The organism is Simplicispira piscis (assembly GCF_054783455.1).
The window spans coordinates 132,879-153,189 of the sequence record NZ_BAAGQN010000017.1; the positions used below are offsets into that span (position 1 = coordinate 132,879).

At 65.3% G+C, this 20,311-nt stretch carries 14 protein-coding genes; 5 read left to right on the plus strand and 9 right to left on the minus strand.

Translation table 11 applies throughout. The features are described from left to right. The coding region (locus ACYVOC_RS13305) for an NAD(P)H-binding protein (RefSeq protein ID WP_461162128.1) at nt 1-651 on the plus strand (651 nt) is incomplete at its 5' end. A 69-nt stretch (nt 652-720) separates the two neighbouring features. Beyond that, nucleotides 721-2,331, plus strand: coding sequence for an HD domain-containing phosphohydrolase (locus tag ACYVOC_RS13310; RefSeq protein ID WP_461162129.1), 1,611 nt, complete (start codon nt 721-723; stop codon nt 2,329-2,331). 58 nt (nt 2,332-2,389) lie between these two features. On the opposite strand, the gene argA is transcribed toward ACYVOC_RS13310, so the two are convergent. The 4 genes from argA to ACYVOC_RS13330 form a co-directional block, all read right to left on the minus strand. Continuing rightward, nucleotides 2,390-3,736: an amino-acid N-acetyltransferase gene (gene argA / locus ACYVOC_RS13315; protein ID WP_116004042.1), complete on the minus strand. Its 1,347-nt coding sequence runs from the start codon at nt 3,734-3,736 to the stop codon at nt 2,390-2,392. Between the two features lie 154 nt (nt 3,737-3,890). After that, nucleotides 3,891-5,540 (minus strand): phosphoethanolamine transferase, encoded by a 1,650-nt coding sequence (locus tag ACYVOC_RS13320; RefSeq protein ID WP_461162130.1) that lies wholly within the window; start codon nt 5,538-5,540, stop codon nt 3,891-3,893. Nucleotides 5,541-5,605: 65 nt separating this feature from the next. Next, nucleotides 5,606-6,952, minus strand: coding sequence for a sensor histidine kinase (locus tag ACYVOC_RS13325; protein ID WP_461162131.1), 1,347 nt, complete (start codon nt 6,950-6,952; stop codon nt 5,606-5,608). Continuing rightward, on the minus strand, nt 6,949-7,641 hold the full coding sequence (locus tag ACYVOC_RS13330; protein ID WP_461162132.1) for a response regulator: 693 nt from the start codon (nt 7,639-7,641) through the stop codon (nt 6,949-6,951). Before ACYVOC_RS13330 ends, ACYVOC_RS13325 begins: the two co-directional genes overlap by 4 nt. Nucleotides 7,642-7,733: 92 nt before the next feature. Here ACYVOC_RS13330 and hrpA point away from each other — a divergent pair, with 92 nt between their 5' ends. Beyond that, nucleotides 7,734-11,783 (plus strand): ATP-dependent RNA helicase HrpA, encoded by a 4,050-nt coding sequence (hrpA, locus tag ACYVOC_RS13335; RefSeq protein ID WP_461162133.1) that lies wholly within the window; start codon nt 7,734-7,736, stop codon nt 11,781-11,783. A gap of 138 nt (nt 11,784-11,921) precedes the next feature. Continuing rightward, nucleotides 11,922-12,374: a hypothetical protein gene (locus ACYVOC_RS13340; RefSeq protein WP_461162134.1), complete on the plus strand. Its 453-nt coding sequence runs from the start codon at nt 11,922-11,924 to the stop codon at nt 12,372-12,374. On the opposite strand, the gene ACYVOC_RS13345 is transcribed toward ACYVOC_RS13340, so the two are convergent. From ACYVOC_RS13345 to ACYVOC_RS13360, 4 genes are read right to left on the minus strand one after another with little or no spacing between them, the layout of a single operon-like run. Beyond that, entirely contained in the window at nt 12,345-13,493 is a 1,149-nt protein-coding gene (locus ACYVOC_RS13345; RefSeq protein ID WP_461162135.1) for an ABC transporter permease, read from the minus strand. The genes ACYVOC_RS13340 and ACYVOC_RS13345 overlap by 30 nt on opposite strands. Next, nucleotides 13,493-14,668, minus strand: coding sequence for an ABC transporter permease (locus ACYVOC_RS13350; protein WP_461162136.1), 1,176 nt, complete (start codon nt 14,666-14,668; stop codon nt 13,493-13,495). Before ACYVOC_RS13350 ends, ACYVOC_RS13345 begins: the two co-directional genes overlap by 1 nt. Nucleotides 14,669-14,709: 41 nt before the next feature. Next, entirely contained in the window at nt 14,710-15,693 is a 984-nt protein-coding gene (locus tag ACYVOC_RS13355; RefSeq protein ID WP_461162137.1) for an HlyD family secretion protein, read from the minus strand. Between the two features lies 1 nt (nt 15,694). After that, on the minus strand, nt 15,695-17,098 hold the full coding sequence (locus ACYVOC_RS13360; RefSeq protein WP_461162138.1) for a TolC family protein: 1,404 nt from the start codon (nt 17,096-17,098) through the stop codon (nt 15,695-15,697). A 111-nt stretch (nt 17,099-17,209) separates the two neighbouring features. Between ACYVOC_RS13360 and ACYVOC_RS13365 the strand changes: the two genes are divergently transcribed. Then, nucleotides 17,210-17,812: a TetR/AcrR family transcriptional regulator gene (locus ACYVOC_RS13365; protein WP_199562975.1), complete on the plus strand. Its 603-nt coding sequence runs from the start codon at nt 17,210-17,212 to the stop codon at nt 17,810-17,812. A gap of 65 nt (nt 17,813-17,877) precedes the next feature. Here the strand turns inward: ACYVOC_RS13365 and ACYVOC_RS13370 are convergent, their stop codons facing one another. Then, the gene (locus tag ACYVOC_RS13370) at nt 17,878-20,199 is read right to left on the minus strand and encodes a DUF1631 family protein (protein WP_461162139.1); all 2,322 of its coding nucleotides are present in this window, start codon (nt 20,197-20,199) and stop codon (nt 17,878-17,880) included. Nucleotides 20,200-20,311: the final 112 nt, after the last annotated feature.

Below are 20,311 nucleotides of genomic sequence, written 5' to 3' on the forward strand. Positions count from 1 at the left end.
CCCCCCATGACGGCCATCGCCCAGCCTCTGCGCCTGCTGCTTCTGGGCGCCACGGGCGCGGTGGGCCGCGAAGTGCTGGCCCAGGCCCTGGCCGACTCCCGGGTGGCCCAGGTCATCGCTCCCACGCGCCGCCCGTTGGCAGCGCATGAAAAGCTGCTCAATCCCGTTACCGATTTTGCACAGCTGGATGCCGCTGCGCCGTGGTGGCGGGCCGATGCCGTGGTTTGCGCGCTGGGCACCACGATCAAGGTGGCGGGCTCGCAACCAGCCTTTGCGGCCGTGGACCGCGACCTTGTCATCGACACCGCGCGCCTGGCCCGGCAGGCCGGTGCCACGCGGATGGCGCTCAACTCTTCGCTGGGGGCCCGTGCCCAGGGCAATTTCTACCTGCGCACCAAGGCGCAGGCCGAAGATGGCGTGCGTGCACTGGGCTACCCATCGCTCACCATCGTGCGGCCCTCGCTGATCAATGCCGACCGCGATGTGGCGCGGCCGGGTGAAGTGGCGGGCCTGTGGGTGGCGCGCGCGTTCGGGCCACTGGTGCCGCGGCGCTACCGGCCCGTGACAGCGCAGCGCATTGCGCAGGCGCTGCTCGACGGCGCATTGCAGGGCCTGCCCGGAGAACATCTGCTGGAATCTGAGCAGTTGTAACGGGCGGGGCGTTTGCCTCTAACATGGCAGCCAATCCAGCCTGCGGAGGCTGGCAATGAAGGCATCGCCATGGGCAAAACATCAGCAATGAACCTGTTCCGCCGCCTGGAGCAGCTCAACGGCATCGGCGCAGCGCTCTCGCGTGAGCGCGACATCGAACGGCTGCTGGAAAACATCCTTGAAGCGGCCAAAACCCTGACCGGCGCTGATGGCGGCACCCTCTACAGCGTGACGGACGACCACACGGCCCTGCATTTCGAGATCATGCGCACGGATTCCCTGGGTATTCGCCAGGGAGGCACTACAGGGCAACGCATTGCCTTGCCTGACCTGCCCCTGCGCCATGCCGACGGTTCGCCCAACGATGCCCTGGTGGCGGCGCATTCGGCCCTGCACGACCGTACGGTGAACATTGCCGACGCCTATGCCGAGGAGGGATTCGACTTTTCTGGCACGCGCGCCTTTGACCAGCGCACGGGCTATCGCTCGCAGTCGTTTCTGACCGTGCCCATGAAAAACCACGACGGCGAGCTCATTGGCGTACTGCAGTTACTCAACGCACTGGATCCTGAAACGGGGCAGGTGGTGGCTTTCTCGGAGGCCGACCAGAGCCTGACCGAATCGCTGGCCTCGCAGGCGGCTATTGCGCTGTCGAACCGGTTGCTCATTTCGCAGCTCGAACGTTTGTTCGAGTCTTTCGTCAAACTCATCAACATCGCCATCGACGAAAAGTCACCCTACACCGGCGGGCATTGCGAGCGTGTGCCCGCGCTCACCATGATGCTGGCCGAAGCCGCTGATGCCACGACCGAAGGGCCGCTGGCTGAGTTTCACATGACCGAGCGCGACCGCTACGAACTGCAGATGGCGGGCCTGTTGCACGATTGTGGCAAGATCACGACGCCGGTGCACGTGGTGGACAAGGCGACCAAGTTGCAGACCATTTATGACCGCATCGACCTGGTGGACACGCGCTTTGAGGTGCTCAAGCGTGATGCCGAGCTGGCAGCGCTGCGCGCACAACTGGCCCTGCGTCCGGTGGTGGATGCGGGGGCCGAAGCGGTGGCCCAGTCGAACCTGCAGCGCAAGCTGCAAAGTATCGAGGCCGATCGTGATTTTTTGCGGCGCTGCAACAAGGGCGTGGAGTCCATGCAGCCCGCCGACCAGTTGCGCGTGCGTGCCATCGGCATGCAGCGCCAGTGGCGCAATGTGGAGGGCGTGCAGACCACCTTTCTCACGGCCGAGGAAATGGAAAACCTCACCATTCGTGCAGGCACCCTCACACAGGCCGAGCGCGACACCATCAACTACCACATCGTCGCTACCATCAAGATGTTGGAGACACTGCCCTGGCCGCGGCACCTGAAAAACGTGCCCGAATATGCCGGGGGGCACCACGAGCGCATGGACGGCAAAGGTTACCCGCGCGGGTTGACGCGCGAGCAGATGTCGGTGCAGGCCCGCATGATGGGCATTGCCGATATTTTTGAGGCGCTGACCGCTGCAGACCGGCCCTACAAGAGCGGCATGAAGCTGTCGCAGGCGCTGGACATCATGGAAAAAATGACCTGCAACGGGCACATTGATCCCGATCTGTTTGCGGTGTTTGTGGCCCAGCGCGTGTACCTGCGCTATGCAGAGCGGTTTCTGGACCCCACGCAGGTCGATACTGTGGCTTGATGCTCTGTTATTTGTAGCTATTAGCGCTTGATGGTATTGCGCTAGATGCCAAAAATGCTCAAAGTTTTTTGACCAGCACCTGGCTGCGCCGATCCCAGTTGTATTTGCGTTTGCGGGCCTCGGGCAGCCAGTCGGGGTCTACCTGCACGAAACCGCGCTTGATGAACCAGTGCATGGTGCGCGTGGTGAGCACGAAGATGCTGGACAGGCCCATTGCGCGCGCCCGTTGCTCGATGCGCTTCATCACCTTTTCTCCGTCGCCCTGGCCCTGGCTTTGCGGTGACACGGTCAGCGCTGCCATCTCGGCGGTCTTGGCTTCGGGGTAGGGGTAGAGGGCGGCGCAGGCAAAAATGACGCCATCGTGCTCGATGATGGTGTAGTGGTCGGCATCGCGCTCGATCTCGGTGCGGTCGCGCTTGACCAGGGTGCCGTCTTTCTCAAAGGGCTCGATCAATTGCAGGATGCCGCCCACATCGTCGGCGGTGGCTTCGCGCAGGCTCTCGAGCTTTTCGTCGATGACCATGGTGCCAATGCCATCGTGCACATACACCTCCAGCAGCAGGGCGCCGTCGGTGGCAAAGGGCAGGATATGGCTGCGCTCCACGCCAGCTTTGCAGGCCCGCACGCAGTGTTGCAGGTAAAAACCGGTATCGGTGGGCTGGTGGGGCGACGAAATCTGGGCGAGCAGGGCTTCTGCGGCAGCCAGCGGCAGCTCGGTGTCGATAGGGTTGTCTTCGCTGGCCGGTGCGTCGTGCTGGATGCGGATACCCGGAATTTCGGTGAGAAAAATCAGCTTGTCTGCCTGCAGCTCGCTGGCGACGCTGGTGGCCACTTCTTCCATGTTCAGGTTGAAGGCCTCGCCGGTTGGCGAAAAACCAAACGGCGACAGCAGCACCAGCGCGCCCATGTCCAGCGAGCGCATGATGCCTGCGACATCCACCTTGCGCACGAGACCCGTGTGCTTGAAATCCACGCCATCGACGATACCCACGGGCCGGGCAGTGAGGAAATTGCCCGAGATAACCCGCACCGTGGAACCCGCCATGGGTGTGTTGGGCAGCCCCTGGCTGAAGGCGGCTTCGATCTCGTAGCGCAGCTGGCCTGCGGCCTCTTGCGCGCAGTCCAGTGCCACGGAATCGGTGATGCGCATGCCATGGGAGTAGCGGGCTGCATGTCCTTTGGCTTGCAATTGTTCGTTGACCTGGGGGCGAAAACCGTGCACCAGCACGATGCGCACCCCCATGCTCTGGATCAATGCCAGGTCCTGCACGATGCCGGGCAGCTTGCCCGCGGCAATGGCCTCGCCCGCAATACCCACCACGAAGGTCTTGCCCCGGTGCATGTGGATGTAGGGTGCCACCGACCGGAACCAAGGGACGAAAGTGAAATTGAAAACGGTGGACATGCGGCAGTGTGGGCGGTCAGAAGAGTGAAAAACATCCGACGGAGCGCCGGTGCGCGATTTTCACCGAATTTGACGGAGCCTAGGACGGTGTCGGATTTGCACCCGGCAAGTCCAAGGTCTGACTGCCTCCCCGTCAGGCCGCCATGGCGATCGCTCAGGCCGGCCCGGTGCACGGGGCCAGCATGTCCAGCTTGCCGTCCAGTGCCGTGGTGCCGACACGCGCCAGCCCCAGCATGGTGTGGAACAGGTTGTCGTGCGACCAGGGCTGTGCGGCCTGGCCTTTCAGGCATTCCAGACGCAAGCCTTGCGTGTGCTGCAGTGACTTGGAAGCCCATGCCAGCATGGGTACATGCGTTTGTTCTGTCGGGGCCATGCGGTACGGCATGCCGTGCAAGTACAGGCCCTTCTCGCCCAGCGATTCACCGTGGTCCGACACATAGACCAGCGCGGTGGGGCGCTGCAGGGTCTGCAGCCAGCGCACCGTTTGGGCCAGCAGGTGGTCGGTATTGCGCAGCGAGTTGTCGTAGGCGTTCTGGAGCTGTTCCGGTGGGCATTCCTGCAGCGCATTGCTGTTGCACTCGGGCTGGAAGAGCTTCATGGCAGGGGGCGAGCGCTTGTAGTACGCCGGGCCGTGGCTGCCCATCTGGTGCATGACCACCACGGTGCCCCGGGCGCGGCGCTCGGGGTCGAGCCGGGCCAGTTCATCGGGCAAGGTGCGCAGCATGGCTTCGTCGAAGCATTCACCGTCCGGGCAGATGTCGGGCAGATTCAGGTTGCGCGTATCGGTATGGGGAGCGCGGTCGCATACGCCCTTGCAGCCCGACTGGTTGTCGAGCCACAGCACGGCCAGGCCGGCGCGCTGCAGCACATCCAGCAGGTTTTCCTGGTGGCTGTCGGCGCCTTCAAAGCGCTCTCGCCCCTGAGAGGAAAACATGCAGGGCAAGGAGGTTTGTGTGTTGGTGCCGCAGGAGCTGACGTTGGAGAAATACACCAGATCACCCTCGGCCTGCAGTTGCTTGAGCTGGGGCGTGGTGTCGCGCGCGTAACCACCCAGACCAAAATTGGCCGCGCGTGCGGTCTCGCCCACTACCAAAACGATCAGGGGCGATGTGTCGACCGAGTTGCCCGGTGCCGTAAGGTGCGCATCCATACCGATAGGTTCCAGCACTTGCTGGGCCTGTACGGCACGGCCCACAGATACCCGCGCCACGGCATACACCGAATTAAACGGGTTGATCATGTAGCGCAGCGTTTTGTGGTTGCGCATGAGGGAGGCCACGTCCTGGAACGACATCCACAGCATGGCAACTGCCACCAGCAGGCCTAGCAGCCCCACGCCGAGCTGCTGCAGCACCAGCCGTCCGGCGCCCACGCGGCGCACGGGCTGGCGCCACCACCAGATGCCGGGCAACACCGCGCCCAGGGCCAAGGTCACCACCAAAGGCCAGGACAAGAGGTCCAGCGCCTCGCCCATGTCGGTCTGGACCACGTTGGTGAGCATGGTGGGGTCGATCACGATGCCGTAGCTGGACATGAAATAGCTGCTGGATGCCGTGATGAGCAACAGCGCAATGCCTGCCGGCTTGAGCCAGCGCGGCCAGAGGAACAGCCCCAGCAGCAGCACGGTGGCGGCCAGCACCACCAGTACCAGAGAACCCAGGGTAATGACGGCCTGCAGTCCATGGGTTTCCGGAAGCCTCCAGAGGGCCTTCCACAGCGGGAGGTTGCCCACAGTGGCCAGCCACAGGGACAGGATCAGGAGCAGGGCAGTGGGGTGCCAGGGGGCGCGGTTGGTAGGGGACATCAGGCTGGCAGGGGGAATCGGAGTCGGAAATCCAAGGATTCTTGCCAACCCGCCTTATCCGAGTATTAACCGGCCCACGACAAGGTGAAGCGGTGGTTCGTCGCAGGTGTGCCCGGCGTGTGTTCCAGCGCGATGCCTTGCGCGTCGGCCATGCGCTGCACCAGGTTCAGACCCACGCCCATGCCGGGGTTGGCGCTGGCGTGCGCGCCATCGCGTGCACCGTTGTCGCTTACCGACAGCGTGCAGCGGCCATGCGGGGTCTGCGCCACGCGCACTTCAACCAGGGTGCCTGGGGGGGTGTGGCGCAAGGCGTTGTCGACCAGGTTGCGCAGTATCAGTTCGACCATCGTGGCGTGGCCTTGAACCTGCACGGGACGGGACGGCGCATCCAGTGCCAGTTCCTGGTGGCGCTCGTAGGCCAGGGGGGCATGGTCGGCCAGAACCCGCTGCGCTACGGCGCACAGATCTACCGTCTCCGTGGCCAGGGCTTCCAGGCTTTGGGCGCGTGCCAGGTCCAGCAACTGGCCCAGGATATGCCCCGCGCGCAGGGCGTCCTGCTCAATGGTCTGCAGTGCCTGTGCGCGGTCGGCAGGGTTGTCCGCTTCGCGCGCCCGCCGGGCCTGCAGCAGCATGGCGGCCAGCGGGGTGCGCAACTCGTGCGCCACGTCTGATGTGAAGCGCCGTTCGCGCTGCAATTGCAACTGCTGGCGCTGCACCAGGGTGTTGATGGCGTCCACCGCGTAGGCCAGTTCCCGAAAAGGTTGTTGCTCGGGCAGGGTTTGCCCGGCGTCCAGGTCCAGCGCGGCAATCTGGTCAGACAGGCGTTCGAGCGGCAGCAGGCCCCGGCGGATGGCCCAGGCCATCAGCAGGGCCACCAGCGGCAGCAGCACCAGCGAGGGCCGAACGATGTCTTCGGCCAAGTCGGTGCCCAGGTGCTGGCGCCAGCCCATTTCGGTCAGCACAGCCACCCGGCGCGCTGTGGTGGCGTCTGCGGGAGCATCGGCGACAAAGACCCGCCATGTGGATGCCGGGCGGGAGGGGTCCAGCACCAGTGTGTGGTGGCCTTGGGCCAGGTTGGCTGGCAGGAGGGCAGCAATGCCATGGGTGTCCCACACCACGCGCTCGTCTTCCCAGACCACCAGGCGCAGCTCGGGCGCGTAGACCGTGGCGTAGGGGCTTCTCATGGGGAGGGGGGCGGACTGTGGCGGGGCTTTGAGCAGCCGGGCAGCGGGGTGCAGCAGCGGTTCTGCAACGGAAACCAGGTGGCCGTCCAGGATTTCGTCGGCTTCGTCCAGCCCGGTGTAGTAAGCCACGGCGGCCAGCGCCAGCCAGACAATGGCCAGCGTCAGCAGGGCCCAGGTCCACAGATAGCGCCGCAGCAGGCGCGGCGAGGGGGAGGGCCGTGGCTTCATGGCGTCGCCTTCTGCGGGGTAGCGTCGTTGTCCGGGCGCGGCACAAAGTAGCCCACGCCCCGCACGGTTTGCAGCAACTCGCTGCCCAGCTTGCGGCGCAGGTGGTGGATATGGACTTCCAGGGCGTTGCTCTCCAGGGCGTCGTCAAAGCCGTACAGGGCTTCTTCCAGCCGCTGGCGGGTGAGCACCTTGCCGCTGGCGCGCAGCAGGGCCAGCAGCAGGGCAAATTCCTTGGCGCGCAAGGGCACCAGCGTGCCATTACGGTGCACGGTGTGCGCTGCCGGGTTCACCACCAGGTCGCCGTGCACCAGCAAGGGGGATGCCCGGCCCTCGCTGCGGCGCAGGGCCACGCGCATGCGCGCCAGCAGTTCTTCGGGGGCAAAGGGTTTGACGAGGTAGTCGTCTGCGCCCTCGTCCAGCCCGGTGACACGGTCGGTGAGGGCGTCGCGGGCGGTCATGATGAGCACGGGCAGCATGCGCCCCTCCTGGCGCAGGCTGCGCAGCCAGTCGATGCCGTCGCCGTCGGGCAGGCCCAGGTCGAGCAGCGCCATGTCGAACGATTCGGTGCGCAGGGCCGTACCGGCGCGGGCCAGGCTGTCGCAAATGTCCACGGCATAACCGGCACCCCTCAAGGTGGCGGCCAGGCCGCTGGCAATGCCTGCGTCGTCCTCGACGATCAGAATTCGCATCCGTGTTCCCCGTGCTGTGTTTGCGGGTGGATTGTCTCGCACGCAGGCGAATCTGCGGGCGGTGGGCCCTGCGCTATCGATAATGGCGGGCTATGTCTTTTTCTGATGCGCCCCCACCGGCCCCTGTTTGCCCCTTCGTCCTGGAGTTTCCGGAGTCTTTGCCTGTTTCGGGGCGGCGCGACGAGATCATGGCGGCCCTGCAGGCCCACCAGGTCATCATCGTGTGTGGTGAAACCGGCTCGGGCAAGACCACGCAACTGCCCAAGCTGGCGCTGGCCATGGGCAGGGGGTGCGCCAATGCACGCCCGGGCGAGCGTGGGCAATTCATTGGCCATACCCAGCCGCGCCGCATTGCGGCCAGCAGCGTGGCCAAGCGCATTGCCCAAGAGCTCAAGACAACGCTGGGCGAAGTGGTGGGCTACAAGGTGCGTTTTCAGGACCGCCTGAGCCAGGGTGCCTCGGTCAAGCTGATGACGGACGGCATTTTGCTGGCCGAGACGCAGACCGACCCGCTCCTCAAGGCCTACGACACGATCATCATCGACGAGGCGCACGAGCGCAGTCTGAACATCGATTTTCTGCTCGGCTACATCCGCCAGATACTGCCGCGTCGGCCCGATTTGAAAGTGGTGGTGACGTCTGCAACCATCGACGCCGACCGGTTTGCCAAACACTTTGAAAGTAAGAACGGCCCGGCGCCCGTCATGCTGGTTTCTGGCCGCATGTTTCCGGTGGAGCAGCGCTGGCGTCCGTTCGAGGAGTCACGTGACTATGGCCTGAATGAGGCGATTGCCGATGGCGTGGACGAGCTGTGGCAAGGCAATGCGGCCGGAGACATATTGGTTTTCCTGCCTGGCGAGCGCGAAATTCGCGAGGCGGCGGACCATTTGCGCAAGCACCTCGCGCACAACCCGGTCACGCGCAATGCCGAAGTGCTGCCGCTGTTCGCGCGCCTCTCGCAGGCCGAGCAAGACCGCATTTTTGACGGCCACACGGGGCGGCGCATCATCCTGGCCACCAACGTGGCCGAGACCTCGCTCACGGTGCCGGGCATCCGCTACGTGATCGACTCGGGCACCGCGCGGGTCAAGCGCTACAGCCTGCGCAGCAAGGTCGAGCAATTGCTGGTCGAGCCCATCAGCCAGGCGGCGGCCAACCAGCGCGCCGGGCGCTGCGGGCGCGTGGCCAGCGGCATCTGCATTCGCCTGTACGACGAAAAAGACTTTGCCGGGCGGCCGCGCTTTACCGACCCGGAAATTTTGCGTTCATCGCTGGCCGGCGTCATCCTGCGCATGAAGTCGCTGCGCCTGGGCGACGTGGCGCAGTTCCCGTTTATCGACGCGCCCTCGGGCCGCGCGATTGCCGATGGTTACCAGTTGCTGCACGAGCTGGGTGCCGTGGACGAATACAACGAGTTGACCGCCATGGGCAGTGCGCTGGCGCGCCTGCCGGTGGACCCGCGCGTGGGCCGCATGATTTTGGAAGCGCGCGAGCGTGGCGCCTTGAATGAGGTCCTGGTGATTGCCAGTGCACTCAGTCTGCAGGACGTGCGTGACCGTCCTATGGAAGCACAGCAGCTGGCCGACCAGCAGCACGCCAAGTTTGACGACGAAAAGAGCGAATTCAGTGGGTATCTGACGCTATGGAACTGGCTGCAGCAGGCGCGCGGAGGCAGCATGCCCACACTGGCTTCGGCCCGCGTGCAACAGGTGCAAGCGCGCAAAAAAGCGCCCAACCAGGCGTTCTTGCCGGTGGCGCAGCGCGCCTCGGGCGCCCAGCCACAGCCTGCACTGCCGTCGGCGCTTGCAGATGCCGCACCCACCCACAAGCTCAGCAACCGCCAGTATGAGCAGTTGTTGCGGCAGAACTTCATCAACGTGCGCCGCGTGCGCGAGTGGCGCGACGTGCACAGCCAATTGCTCACCGTGGTGGCCGAGCACCGATGGGAGCTCAATCCCCAGCCTGCGAGCTATGAGGAACTGCACAAATCCATGCTCGCAGGCCTGCTGGGCAACCTCGGCTTCAAGCCGGAAGAAGAGGATGTGTACCTCGGCGCGCGCGGCATCAAGTTCCACCGCCACCCCGGCGCGCACCTGCGCAAGAAGCCCGGCCGCTGGATCGTCTGCGCCGAACTGGTGGAGACCACCCGCTTGTTCGGGCGAGGCATTGCCAACATCGACCCGCAATGGCTGGAGGAGGTGGGCGCGCACCTGCTGAAGAAGCAATTGCTCGATCCGCACTGGGAGAAAAAAGCCGCAGAGGTCGTCGCCTTCGAGCGCGCCACGCTCTACGGTTTGGTGGTCTACAGCGGGCGGCGCAAACCCTTCGACAAGGTGGACCCGCACGCTGCGCGCGAGATGTTTATCCGCCAGGCGCTGGTGGCGGGCGATGTCCTGCCCGACTGGGCCAAACGCCTGCCGTTCCTGGCTGCCAACGAAAAACTCATCGCCAAGGTGGAGGAGCTGGAGCACAAGTCGCGCCGCCAGGACGTGTTGGTGGACGAAGAACTCATCTTCGCCTTCTACGACCAGCAGGTTCCGCAGGACATCACCAATGGCCGCGCCTTTGAGCACTGGTACCGGCAGGAAGTGGCCAAGCGCCCCGAGCTGCTGCGCCTCACCCGCGATGAGCTCATGCGCCATGAGGCGGCGGGCATCACCACCGCCGCCTTCCCCAAAATGATCCGCCTGGGCGGCGTGGACTGCCAGGCGAGCTACCTGCACAAGCCGGGCGATGCGCGCGACGGCGTCACGGTGACGGTGCCGCTGTTTGTGCTCAACCAGGTGAGCGAGGAGCGCTGTGAATGGCTGGTGCCCGGCATGCTCAAGGACAAAATCCAGGCGCTGCTCAAAAGCCTGCCGCAGCGCCCGCGCAGCCGCTTTGTGCCGCTGCCCGAATCGGCTGCCCGCCTGGCCGAGCTGCTGGGCACGCCCGACCGCATCGGGCACGTCGGCCTGGTGGACGCGCTGCTCAAACAGGTGCGCGATGAAACATCGCTCGATGTGAAGCGCGCCGACTTCAAACTCGACATGCTGAGCACGCACCTGTTCATGAACCTGTGCGTGGTGGACGAGCATGGCCGCCAGCTCGGCCAGGGCCGCAACTTGGGCGCGCTCAAGGCCGAGTGGGGCGCCAAGGCACGCGGGGCCTTCCAGGCGCTGGCGGGGCTCAAGTTGAGCAGCAACGCTCAAGAAGCCAAAAAATTAGAGACAAATGAGCCTCCAGCGCTTACTGGTCAAGCGCAAGCAGCTATCAAAAGCAAAGCAAAACCTGCGGTGCCCACGGTACACGCCGAGGCGCGCTATACCCATTGGACCTTTGGCGAGCTGCCCGAGTTGATGGAAATCGGCCGGGGCGGGCAGCAGCTCATCGGCTTTCCTGCGCTCATTGACGCGGGTGATGCCGTCACCATCGAAGTGTTCGACGAGCCCGCGCTGGCCGCTACCAAGCACCGTGCCGGGCTACGCCGCCTTTTTGCACTGCAAATCAAAGACGCCCTCAAGTACCTGGAAAAGAACATTCCCGACCTGCAAAAGATGGCCGTGGCCTACATACCGCTGGGCACGCAGGAGGAGCTGCGCAGCCAGATCCTCGACGTGGCGATGGACCGCGCTTTTTTGCTGGAGCCCTTGCCCACCAATGCGGAACAGTTCGAGCGCCGCGTGCAGGAAGGGCGCGGGCGCCTCACCTTGATTGCCAACGAAGTGGCGCGTCTGGCGGGCACCATCCTTATCGAATACGCAGCAGCAGCGCGCAAGATCAAGGACACCAAGATTGCGCCCGATTCTGTGCAGGACGCACAACAGCAATTGCAACGCCTGGTGCCGAAAAACTTTTTGACAGCCGCGCCCTGGCCGCAGCTGGCGCACTTTGCCCGCTACCTCAAGGCCATCACCGCACGCCTGGACAAACTGCGCGCCGACCCAGCCCGCGACGCCGCCAAGCTGATGGAGCTGCGCCCACACGAGCAGCGCTACTGGCGCCTGGTGGCCGAGCGCAAGGGCGCAGTCGACGCGCGCATGCAGGAGCTGCGCTGGCTGCTCGAAGAGTTGCGCGTGAGCTTTTTTGCGCAGGAGCTGCGCACGCCGCAGCCTGTCAGCGTGAAAAGACTCGACAAGCTCTGGGTGCAGATCAGCAACTGACTTTACGGAGCCGAAAACCAAGGGCGTGCAAGCGAGGGACGGAACCGGATTTGACCCTGGTGACAGCGTTGCCGTTTTTGCAATGAGAATTATTCTCATTTAATATCTGACCTGTCCTTTCTACAGCAGGCCAGCACCATGCGCTCCATCCCTATCCTTTCGCCCGCAACCACGGTCCCGCAAGAGCATGTGGTGCTCTGCCGCGCCTATGGCGCTGCGCAGGAGCGCTGCAGTCGCATCATGGCGCAGCAACAGGCCGAAATTGAGGGTCTGCAGGCCCAGGTGCTGCGCCTGCGGGCGGCTGTGGTAGTGCGCGATACGGCGCTGGCGGTAGAGCGGGAGCGGGCAGCGCAGCGTACGCTCGAAGCGGCGACGCCCAAAGCCGCACAACCCCACCCCACAGCACTGCCGTTGAAGGCGCGCATGCGCGCCTGGCAATGGCTGCAGCCCTGGTGGCGCCAGGGGGGCGCTGCACCGGAGCCGACCCGGGATGCCTTGGGTGTGGGCCAGCGGCGGGCGCGTCTGGCAACGACGGAACTGCTGGGCTGCCAGGGGAGCTGGCTAGGCCCGGGTGTCGATTGGCCTGGGTAGGGCCGCCTTCCACAGCACACCCACCACACTGGCGCCCAACAATGCCAGCAGTACGCCCAGGTGCGGCAGCACATCGGCCAGGGGCGCGCCCAGCTGGTTCAACCGCAGCGAGGCCTGTACGCCCGCCGTACTGGGCAGCAGCCAGCGCAACCATTGCAGCGGCAGCGGCAGCGCTTGCACCGGCCACGAAAATCCCGCCATGAAAGCCATTGGCAAGGTGGTAAACAGCAGCACCTGCAGCGCGCGCTCGCGGTTGCCCATCCACAGGCCCAGCAGCATGCCCAGAGCGGCGTTGGTGGGCACGTAGCACAGCAGCAGCACCAGCGCACCCCAGGGGTTGCCGCCGCGCGGGTAGTCTTGCCAGATGAAGATCCAGCCGAAATACAGCAGGCCGCTGACCATGCCCAGTGTGCACAGTGCCAGCAGGCGTGCCCACCAGGTGCCGGGGCTGGCGCGGTGCTGCCCTGTCTCGACCCAGGTGCCGGCGAGCATGGCAGCACCCATCAGCAGCGTCTGTTGCAGGATCAGCAGCGCCACGGCGGGCACCACGTAGCTGCCATAGCCCTCGGTGGGGTTGAACAGCGCTACGGTGTGTAGTTGCACGGGATTGCGGCTAGCCTGCGCCTGCAGGGCGCTCTGGCCGTGCGCTTGCAGCATGCGGATTTCCACCGCCGCCGATGCCGTACCCACGGCTTCGGCAAAGCCGCGCTGCACCGCCTTGTTGATGAGGGTGTAGGCACCGTTGCCTTCGACGTTGACCACGGTCGCTTCGCTGCGCAGCACCTTGCGCTGCAGGTCGGCGGGGAGCACGGCGTAGCCGCCAATGGCGCCGTTCCAGAGCGCCTCGCGTGCCTCTTGCTCGTTGCCCGTGACGAGGGTTACGGCGATGTTCGGGTCGGCCTGCGCCAGGCGCGTGATCTGGCGTGAGAGGCTGGAGTGGTCCAGGTCCACCACGGCCACTGGCACTTGCGTGACCACTTCGGTGGCGTAGAACCAGGGGTAGAAAAAGCCGTACAGCACGGGTGCGGCGACCAGAAGCAGCAGTACGCCCTTGTCGCGCACCACCACCGCCAGGGCATCGCGCCACGCTGCCAAGGCGCGGGTCCATAAATGGTTCATCAACGTTTTCCCCAGGTCTGTGGCTGGCCTAGCGCTGCCTGCAGCAAGGGCACGCACAGCAGCAGCGCCAGCACGGTGGCCAGCAGCAGCCCTGCCATGGTGCTTGCGCTGGCGGCAATGGGCGCGCCCATTTGCAGTTGCGCGGTTTGCAGGGCGATGTAGTGCGTGAACGGCATGGCCAGCGCCCAGGCCCGTGCGCTGGCCGACATGGCCAGCAGCGGAAACGCCACGCCGCTGAAGGCAAACGCAGGTGCCGAGAAAAAACCTACGCCCGAGAGCGCCATGCGCAGCGAGCGCGTCAGCGCCGCCAGCAGCGCGCCCAGCGCCACCGACAGCCCCACCAGCAGCGCCAGTGCTGCAGCCACCCAGGCGATGCTGCCACTGGGGTGCCAGCCGCGCCCCCAGGTCAACCCCACCAGGGACAGCAGGCCGACGAGCGTGAGGCTGAGCCAGGACCACAGCAGCTTGCCCACCAGGGCGCCCGCCGTGCGTGTGGGTTGGCCGCGCTGCCCGAGCCAGTCGCCCAGGCTGCGGTCGCGCAGTTCACGGCCCACGGCCCAGGCACCGGCGGTCATGGCCAGGATGTGCAGCAGCGCGGGAATCAGCCCGGTCGCCAGAAACTGCTCATAGTTGCCCGCCACGTTGAACAGACCCACCAGTTGCGTGTGGATCGGGTCCATGGCCACCCGCGCGGCCTGTGCGGATTCGCCGCGCTTGGCGCGTGCAGACAACTCCACCCCGGCCGAAAGCGTGCCCACGGCCGCGCGCACATCGCGCTGGATCAGGCCCGAATGCGTGCCCAGTTGTGCGTTGTGCAAGAGCGTGACGTTGCCCACGTGGCCTTGCTTTACATCGCGCGCAAAGTCGCGTGGGATCACCACGACGGCGTAAAGCTCCGTGCTGCGCAGGGCGGCTTGCGCCTCCAGGCTGCCGCTGATCGGCCGCGCCACGTGCAGGCCGGGTGTGGCGTCCAGCATGCGGGTGAGTTGGCGCGAGAGGGTGGAATGGTCTTCGTCCTGCACGCCAATGGGCAAGCCGTGGGGCACACCGGCAGAAAAAATCCACCACAGCAGCGCAACGGCCAGCAGCGGCACCCAGGTGATCATGGCCAGGTCCCAGGGGCTGCGGCGCAAGCGCCGGGCTTCACGCTGGGCACTGTGTACTATTGAATTCATAGCTGGTAGCACTTATGGATAAAGCGCTAGAGGTCAATTTGTTATAAATTTTTGACCAACACGCTCATGCCGGGGCGTGCGCCGGGCAGGGCGGTCACGGGGCGGGCGCGTACCTCAAAGGTGCGCACATCAAAGCCCTGGCCAGCGCGCGTGGCACGCCAGGTGGCGAAGTCGGGCAGCGCGCTGTTGGCGTACACCTTGAAACGCACGGGCTGATCGCCGAGGGCCGGCAGGGTGGCATCAAACTCGGTGCCCACGGCAAAGCGTTGCAGGCGGTCTTCGCGCACGTTGAGCACCACCCACTGGTCTGACAGATCGACCACCGACACCACGGCTACGCCCTGGGGCGAGAGTTCGCCCACGCGCGCCAGTACCTTGGCCACTTCGCCAGCCACCGGGCTTTTGAGTTCGGTCTCGGCCTGCGCGGCCTGCACTTCGGCCACCACACCGGCCACCTGGCGGGCCTGCGCGGCCGCCGCCGCCTGGTCTTCGGGGCGGGCACCGGCGCGGGCCATGTCGTACTGCGCCTTGGCGGCCAGCGCCTGGTCGCGGCTGGCTTTGCGGTGGGCATCGGCCTCGTCGCGTTTTTGCGTGGCAATCAGGCCTTCACGGGCCAGGCCTTCAACGCGTTGGAACGAGGTGTCGGCCAACTCGGCGGCGGTCTGGGCGCGCAGCCAGGTCAGGCGCGCCATTTCGATCTCTTGCGGGCGTGCGCCGTTCTCGGCTTTGCGGGCCACGGCCTGGGCTGCGGCCTGGGCGGCCGTGGCCTGGGCCATCTTGGCGGCGACTTCGGGGCTGTCCAGGCGCACCAGCGGTGTGCCCACGGTAATCTGGTCGCCTTCTTTCACCAGCACCTGCGCAATGCGGGCGCTGAGTTTGGGGGCAATGTCGGCTTCGCGCGCTTCCATCTGGCCCTGGAACACTTCAGGTGCGGGCTGCCCTGCCTGCCACAGTCCATAACCCGTAAAGGCGGCAACAGCCAGGCCCAAGGTGACCGCTGCGGCGGTTTTTGTCTTTGCGTTCATCTCAATCCACCTTCACATCGGCTTGCGCCATGTAGTTTGCAAATTCATCCGACAGGCCGCTGCTCTCGAGCAGGGCGGCCAATGCCAGCACGTAGTCGTGGGCGGCCTGTGCGCGTTCGGTTTGCACCTTGGCGTTGTTCAGTTGTGCATCGATCAGGTCCAGCGTGGTGCTGGTGCCCTCGCGCAGGCCCGCTTCGCGCAGGCGCAGCACTTCGGCGGACAGGTCCACACCGGCCTGCTGCGCGAAATATTGGCGCCGCGCCTGCTCCAGCGCCAGCCAGTTTTTCTCGACCAGCAGGGCGATGTCGCTGCGCGCCTGGGCGCCGGTGCGCTCGGCCTGCTCGACCTGCGCCTGGGACGAAGCGGCCAGGGCTTTGCGGTCGATGGAATCCCACAGCGTCCAGCGCACGGCAATACCGGCCACCCAGTCGGCGTTGCCGCTCTTGATCTGGCGCTGCCCAAAGGCAAACACTTGGGGGCGGCGCAGGGCCTCATCGGCGGCGTGCAACTGGCTGGCCTGCGCCTTTTTGGCGGCGATTTTTTCCAGGCCCGGGTGGCGGGCCAGTGCGGCGTCAATGAAGTAGTCCAGCGGCTGCACGGGTTGGCTGTTGACGAACAGCGGGCTGGTGGGTTGCACGCGCTCTTCGGCGCGGGCGGTGCGGGTCAGCGCGGTGGTGGCCAGGTCGGCATCGTCGCGCGCTTTGCGGGCATTCTTGCGGGCGTCTTCCAGGGCCGAGCGTGCTTGCAGGCGCTCGACCTTGGCAATCACGCCTGCGTCCAGCATTTTTTGCGCGGCCGCGTCGTGCTTTTCGATGCTCTGCAGCGCTGTTTCGCGCAGCACGGCTGCGCGGTCGGCCAGTTGGGCGCCAAAGTAACGCTGTACCAGTAGCGAGGCCAGTTCGTCGCTGACGCGCGCACTGTCGGCCTGGGCCTCGCGGGTGCGGGCATCGGCCAGGCCACGTGCGGCGTTGTCAATACCACCCATGTAGAGTGGATAGACGGCATTGACCGAAGCCGTGACGTCCGTCTTGTGGCGGTTGAGCGTGTAGCTGGCGGGCAGGTGCGGCAGCTGCGCCACCATGCCTCCCAGCTGGGGCGGCAGCTGTGATGCGATGCCGGGCAGGGCCTGGCTCAGCGGGTTCAGGTCCACGTCGAGGTTGGCGTTGTAGGCATAGGCAGCGCCGGTCAGGCTGACACTCAGACCGCCCAGGCTTTCGACCGCGCGGCGCTGCCAGGCGGCGCTGTCCACGGCCTGGCGCGATGCAGCGAGGCGGTCGGACGATGCTGCCATGTGCTGCAGTGCGGTGCCGAAGTCCATGGGGGCCGCGAGAGCGGGCTGGGCCAGCAGGCACAGCGCAGCGACGCTGGTGAGAAGGTGCGCACGGGGCGTGAGTTGCGATGTCATGGGTGGGCCGTTGGGCGGTGATTCAACGAGTGGTACTGACTAGTACCAAGCGACACGAATCATCGAAGAAAGTTGTGGTACTGTCAAGTACCGATTGTTCCGGGGAATGAAATGACCATGAACGCAGACTGCAACGATCCCACTGGGCACCGTGCCCGCCTGCTGGACGGCATGGCGCGCTGTGTGGCGGAAAAAGGCTACGCCGAGACCACCATTGCAGACGTGGTGCGCGAGGCCAGCGTGTCGCGGCGCACTTTTTACGAGCATTTCGCCGACAAGGCTGAATGCCTGATGGCGCTGTACGTTGCAGCCACCGACGAGGCCACGGCCGCGCTGCGCGCTGCGATCGACCCGCACAGCGAATGGCAGGTGCAGGTGGAGCAGGCCATGGCGGCCTATCTGGCGGCGCTCTCACGCCGCCCGGTGCTGCTGCGCACGCTGTTCATCGATATCCTGGGTTTGGGCGCTGCGGGACTGGCGGTGCGCCGCCGTGTGCATGGCCAGTTGGCCGACCTGATGCTGGAGGTGGTGAACCAGCGTCCCGGCGCACGCCTGCGCAAGTCACCGCTGCAGCCCACTATGGCGCTGGCGGTGGTGGGTGGTATTCACGAACTGGTGCTGCAGGCCATCGAGCAAGGGCGCGTGGACGACATGCAAGTATTGGTTGCCCCGGCGAGTGCCTTGCTACAGGCGGCCATTTCTTCAGAGTTTTAGGCCGACAAAAGAAGCTGCGCGAGGCGCCGATGGGTGATGCACATGCACCGTGCGTGAAAAGCCGGCTACTCGCCTGTGTCCAGGCTGTTGCGCAGGGCGGCTTGTGCCACGGCGTCGAGCGCGCCCGCCACCACGGTCTGCCCGGAAATGACCCGCAGGGAGCCACGGGCGAGCAGCTTATCGAGCAGTCGCCTGGTCATCGATTGGGTATGGCCGTAGGCGTTGGTGAACAGGAACAGGTTGCCATGGGATCCAATCCACGATAGCTGCGTGCGCTCCCACTTGTCCTCCACCAGGAGGTTGACCCAGGTTCCGACATCGATCTCCAGGCCTTGCACAGCGCCCATGGCCGGGCTGTGGGCTGTTTCGCCGCCAGGGTTTGTTGGCTGGGTGCCCGAGGGTTCGTCCATGAACCCGGATTCCGCCACTTCAGACGGTGCAATCCAGGGTTCGTCCGCCTCCAGCGTGGGCACATTTTTGTGTGCAGGGGATGAGGGCGTGTGGGGCGGGATTGGTGCCGTGCCGCCGGGTACAAAGGCCTGCTGGTGCAATTGCATCAGCAGCTCGAAGAACGCGCGCGTCTTCGCAGGTGGGTAGTCAATGGCGTTAAGGCCTTCATGTAGTCGGGAGAGCAGCTTGGGCAAGAGGCGGGCGAGGCGGGCCACGTTGATGCGGGTGAGCTGGGGTTGTGCACTCCAGATCAGCGCGTCCACCGCCTCCCGGAAGCGGCCCGGGTCGTTGCTGCCGCTGTGGTCATCCAGACGGGCCTGGGCCATCACCTGGATCCAGGGGCCCAGCAGAAAGCGCGCCACTTCGGCCGGGATCGCGTCGATTTGGGGCAGTAGCCGAATCTCCCGCGCCATCCTGGCGGCGAGCAGGTTGCGTTGCTCGGCATGGCGCAGGGCTTCGATGGCACGCAGGCGCTCGTCTTCGTGCTTTTTCTCGCGCGCGGCCCAGGCGCCCAGCAATTGTTCCAGGGCATGTGCAAACGGTTCCTGGTCTTCAATGGGCGACTGCGTCAATGGACCCACCACATCGATCAGTGGCTGCATGAAACTCTCGAAGCCTTGGGCTTCGAGGCTGTCAAAGGCCAGGCTGCGGTCCGTCATCTCCTGTAACAGGCGGCGTGCGGGATGGTCCTTGTCACTGAAAAATCGCGGGTCTGCCAGCGCCAGTTTCAAGAGGGCAGGTTCCAGCGACTTGACGAGCTGCTGCACTGGCCAGAGCAGACGGTCATCGCGTTCGATGTTGTCCAGCATGAGCGACATCACTTCCATGCTCAAGGCCTGGCCAAGCCCCGCTTTGTGTGGCGCCGTGGTGGTTGCAGCCAACGGGGCCGCCAAGGCCTGCGGGCCCCGGTTGCCCAGCCGCTCCATCATGCGATCCACCTGGTTCATTTCCTGGAGCGCTTCAAAAGCCGCCGGCACGGTGATGTCAAAGTCCGGTGCGGGTGCCGCCGTGCGGTCGGAGGTGCTTTCGAACTCGCGCGAAAACCGTTCAGAGAAAGGCATTTCGGGTGCTGGGCCATCGGCCAGCTCGCCTGTCAGCAGTCGGTGTAACTGGTGCAGCGTCAGCAGGGTTTGGGTGGGGGCTGTTGCGGTTGCGGGGGCAAGCTGCGCGGGTGTATATGTTCCGTCCGTACGCCACTGTGCGGATTCCGGACCGAACCCGGGAGCGTGGCCTTCTGCACCCACGGGCTTCACGTAGACGTAGTTGCCGCCTTGCTGGCGAACCGCAAAACCGGCAGGCTTGATGCCGCTTTCCTGCAACTGCCCGATCAACTGGAGATACAGGGCCATAAGCTCTTTGCCCATCGCCTCGGCCAAGTGCCCCATCCAGTCCCGCCGCACCGGGTCGGACGGCTGCATCTGCCCGACCACGGTTTGTAGGGCCTGCAGAAATAGCTCGGGTTGCAGGGGGTTGTGCCCGGGGTCCACGGTGGATTGGCCTTGCGCTGCGCTCATGAGCGCGTTCAGATCGGCCAAGGGCGTTGCCACGGCCTCGGCGAGCACCTGCCTTGCACGCGCACGCTCGACGCTCTCGCTGATTTGTGACTCGTCCATCAGCTCCAGCTCGTCAAACTGGACCGAAAAAAGCGACCGTGTCGCGGGCTGCTCTCGGTCAGCACCTTTGGCTACGGCTTGCTCCAGGGCGCCAGGAAATCGCTCGCACATGACGGAGCCGACACGGACGAGGTGCTGCCGCGCGTGCATGATGCTGTGGCTCTCGCCGGGGGTGCGGGCCTGGTCTTCGCGTGCTTGCAGAGCCCTGCGGGCGGATTCGATGACGCGCTCCAAAAGATGGCCGGAATGCGCCAAAGAGGCGCGCACGACCTGGTGGTAGAGCGCGATGTCGGGACCGGCGGAGGATGAAGTAGCGTGGTTCATGGGCCCATTTCGTAGTCGTGGTGCCATGTTGCGCGGGTTTGAAGGCGTCGCTTTCGGCCAAACGGTATCGGTTGCGCGGCCATTGTCACGGACGCATCGAAAAAGGGGCGCA

Excerpts from the sequence above, each read along its gene's own strand:
- ACYVOC_RS13310 (WP_461162129.1), top strand. The coding sequence starts at position 721 with ATGGGCAAAACATCAGCAATGAACCTGTTCCGCCGCCTGGAGCAGCTC.
- argA (WP_116004042.1), bottom strand. The coding sequence starts at position 3,736 with ATGTCCACCGTTTTCAATTTCACTTTCGTCCCTTGGTTCCGGTCGGTG.
- ACYVOC_RS13320 (WP_461162130.1), bottom strand. The coding sequence starts at position 5,540 with ATGTCCCCTACCAACCGCGCCCCCTGGCACCCCACTGCCCTGCTCCTG.
- ACYVOC_RS13325 (WP_461162131.1), bottom strand. The coding sequence starts at position 6,952 with ATGAAGCCACGGCCCTCCCCCTCGCCGCGCCTGCTGCGGCGCTATCTG.
- ACYVOC_RS13330 (WP_461162132.1), bottom strand. The coding sequence starts at position 7,641 with ATGCGAATTCTGATCGTCGAGGACGACGCAGGCATTGCCAGCGGCCTG.
- hrpA (WP_461162133.1), top strand. The coding sequence starts at position 7,734 with ATGTCTTTTTCTGATGCGCCCCCACCGGCCCCTGTTTGCCCCTTCGTC.
- ACYVOC_RS13340 (WP_461162134.1), top strand. The coding sequence starts at position 11,922 with ATGCGCTCCATCCCTATCCTTTCGCCCGCAACCACGGTCCCGCAAGAG.
- ACYVOC_RS13345 (WP_461162135.1), bottom strand. The coding sequence starts at position 13,493 with ATGAACCATTTATGGACCCGCGCCTTGGCAGCGTGGCGCGATGCCCTG.
- ACYVOC_RS13350 (WP_461162136.1), bottom strand. The coding sequence starts at position 14,668 with ATGAATTCAATAGTACACAGTGCCCAGCGTGAAGCCCGGCGCTTGCGC.
- ACYVOC_RS13355 (WP_461162137.1), bottom strand. The coding sequence starts at position 15,693 with ATGAACGCAAAGACAAAAACCGCCGCAGCGGTCACCTTGGGCCTGGCT.
- ACYVOC_RS13360 (WP_461162138.1), bottom strand. The coding sequence starts at position 17,098 with ATGACATCGCAACTCACGCCCCGTGCGCACCTTCTCACCAGCGTCGCT.
- ACYVOC_RS13365 (WP_199562975.1), top strand. The coding sequence starts at position 17,210 with ATGACCATGAACGCAGACTGCAACGATCCCACTGGGCACCGTGCCCGC.
- ACYVOC_RS13370 (WP_461162139.1), bottom strand. The coding sequence starts at position 20,199 with ATGAACCACGCTACTTCATCCTCCGCCGGTCCCGACATCGCGCTCTAC.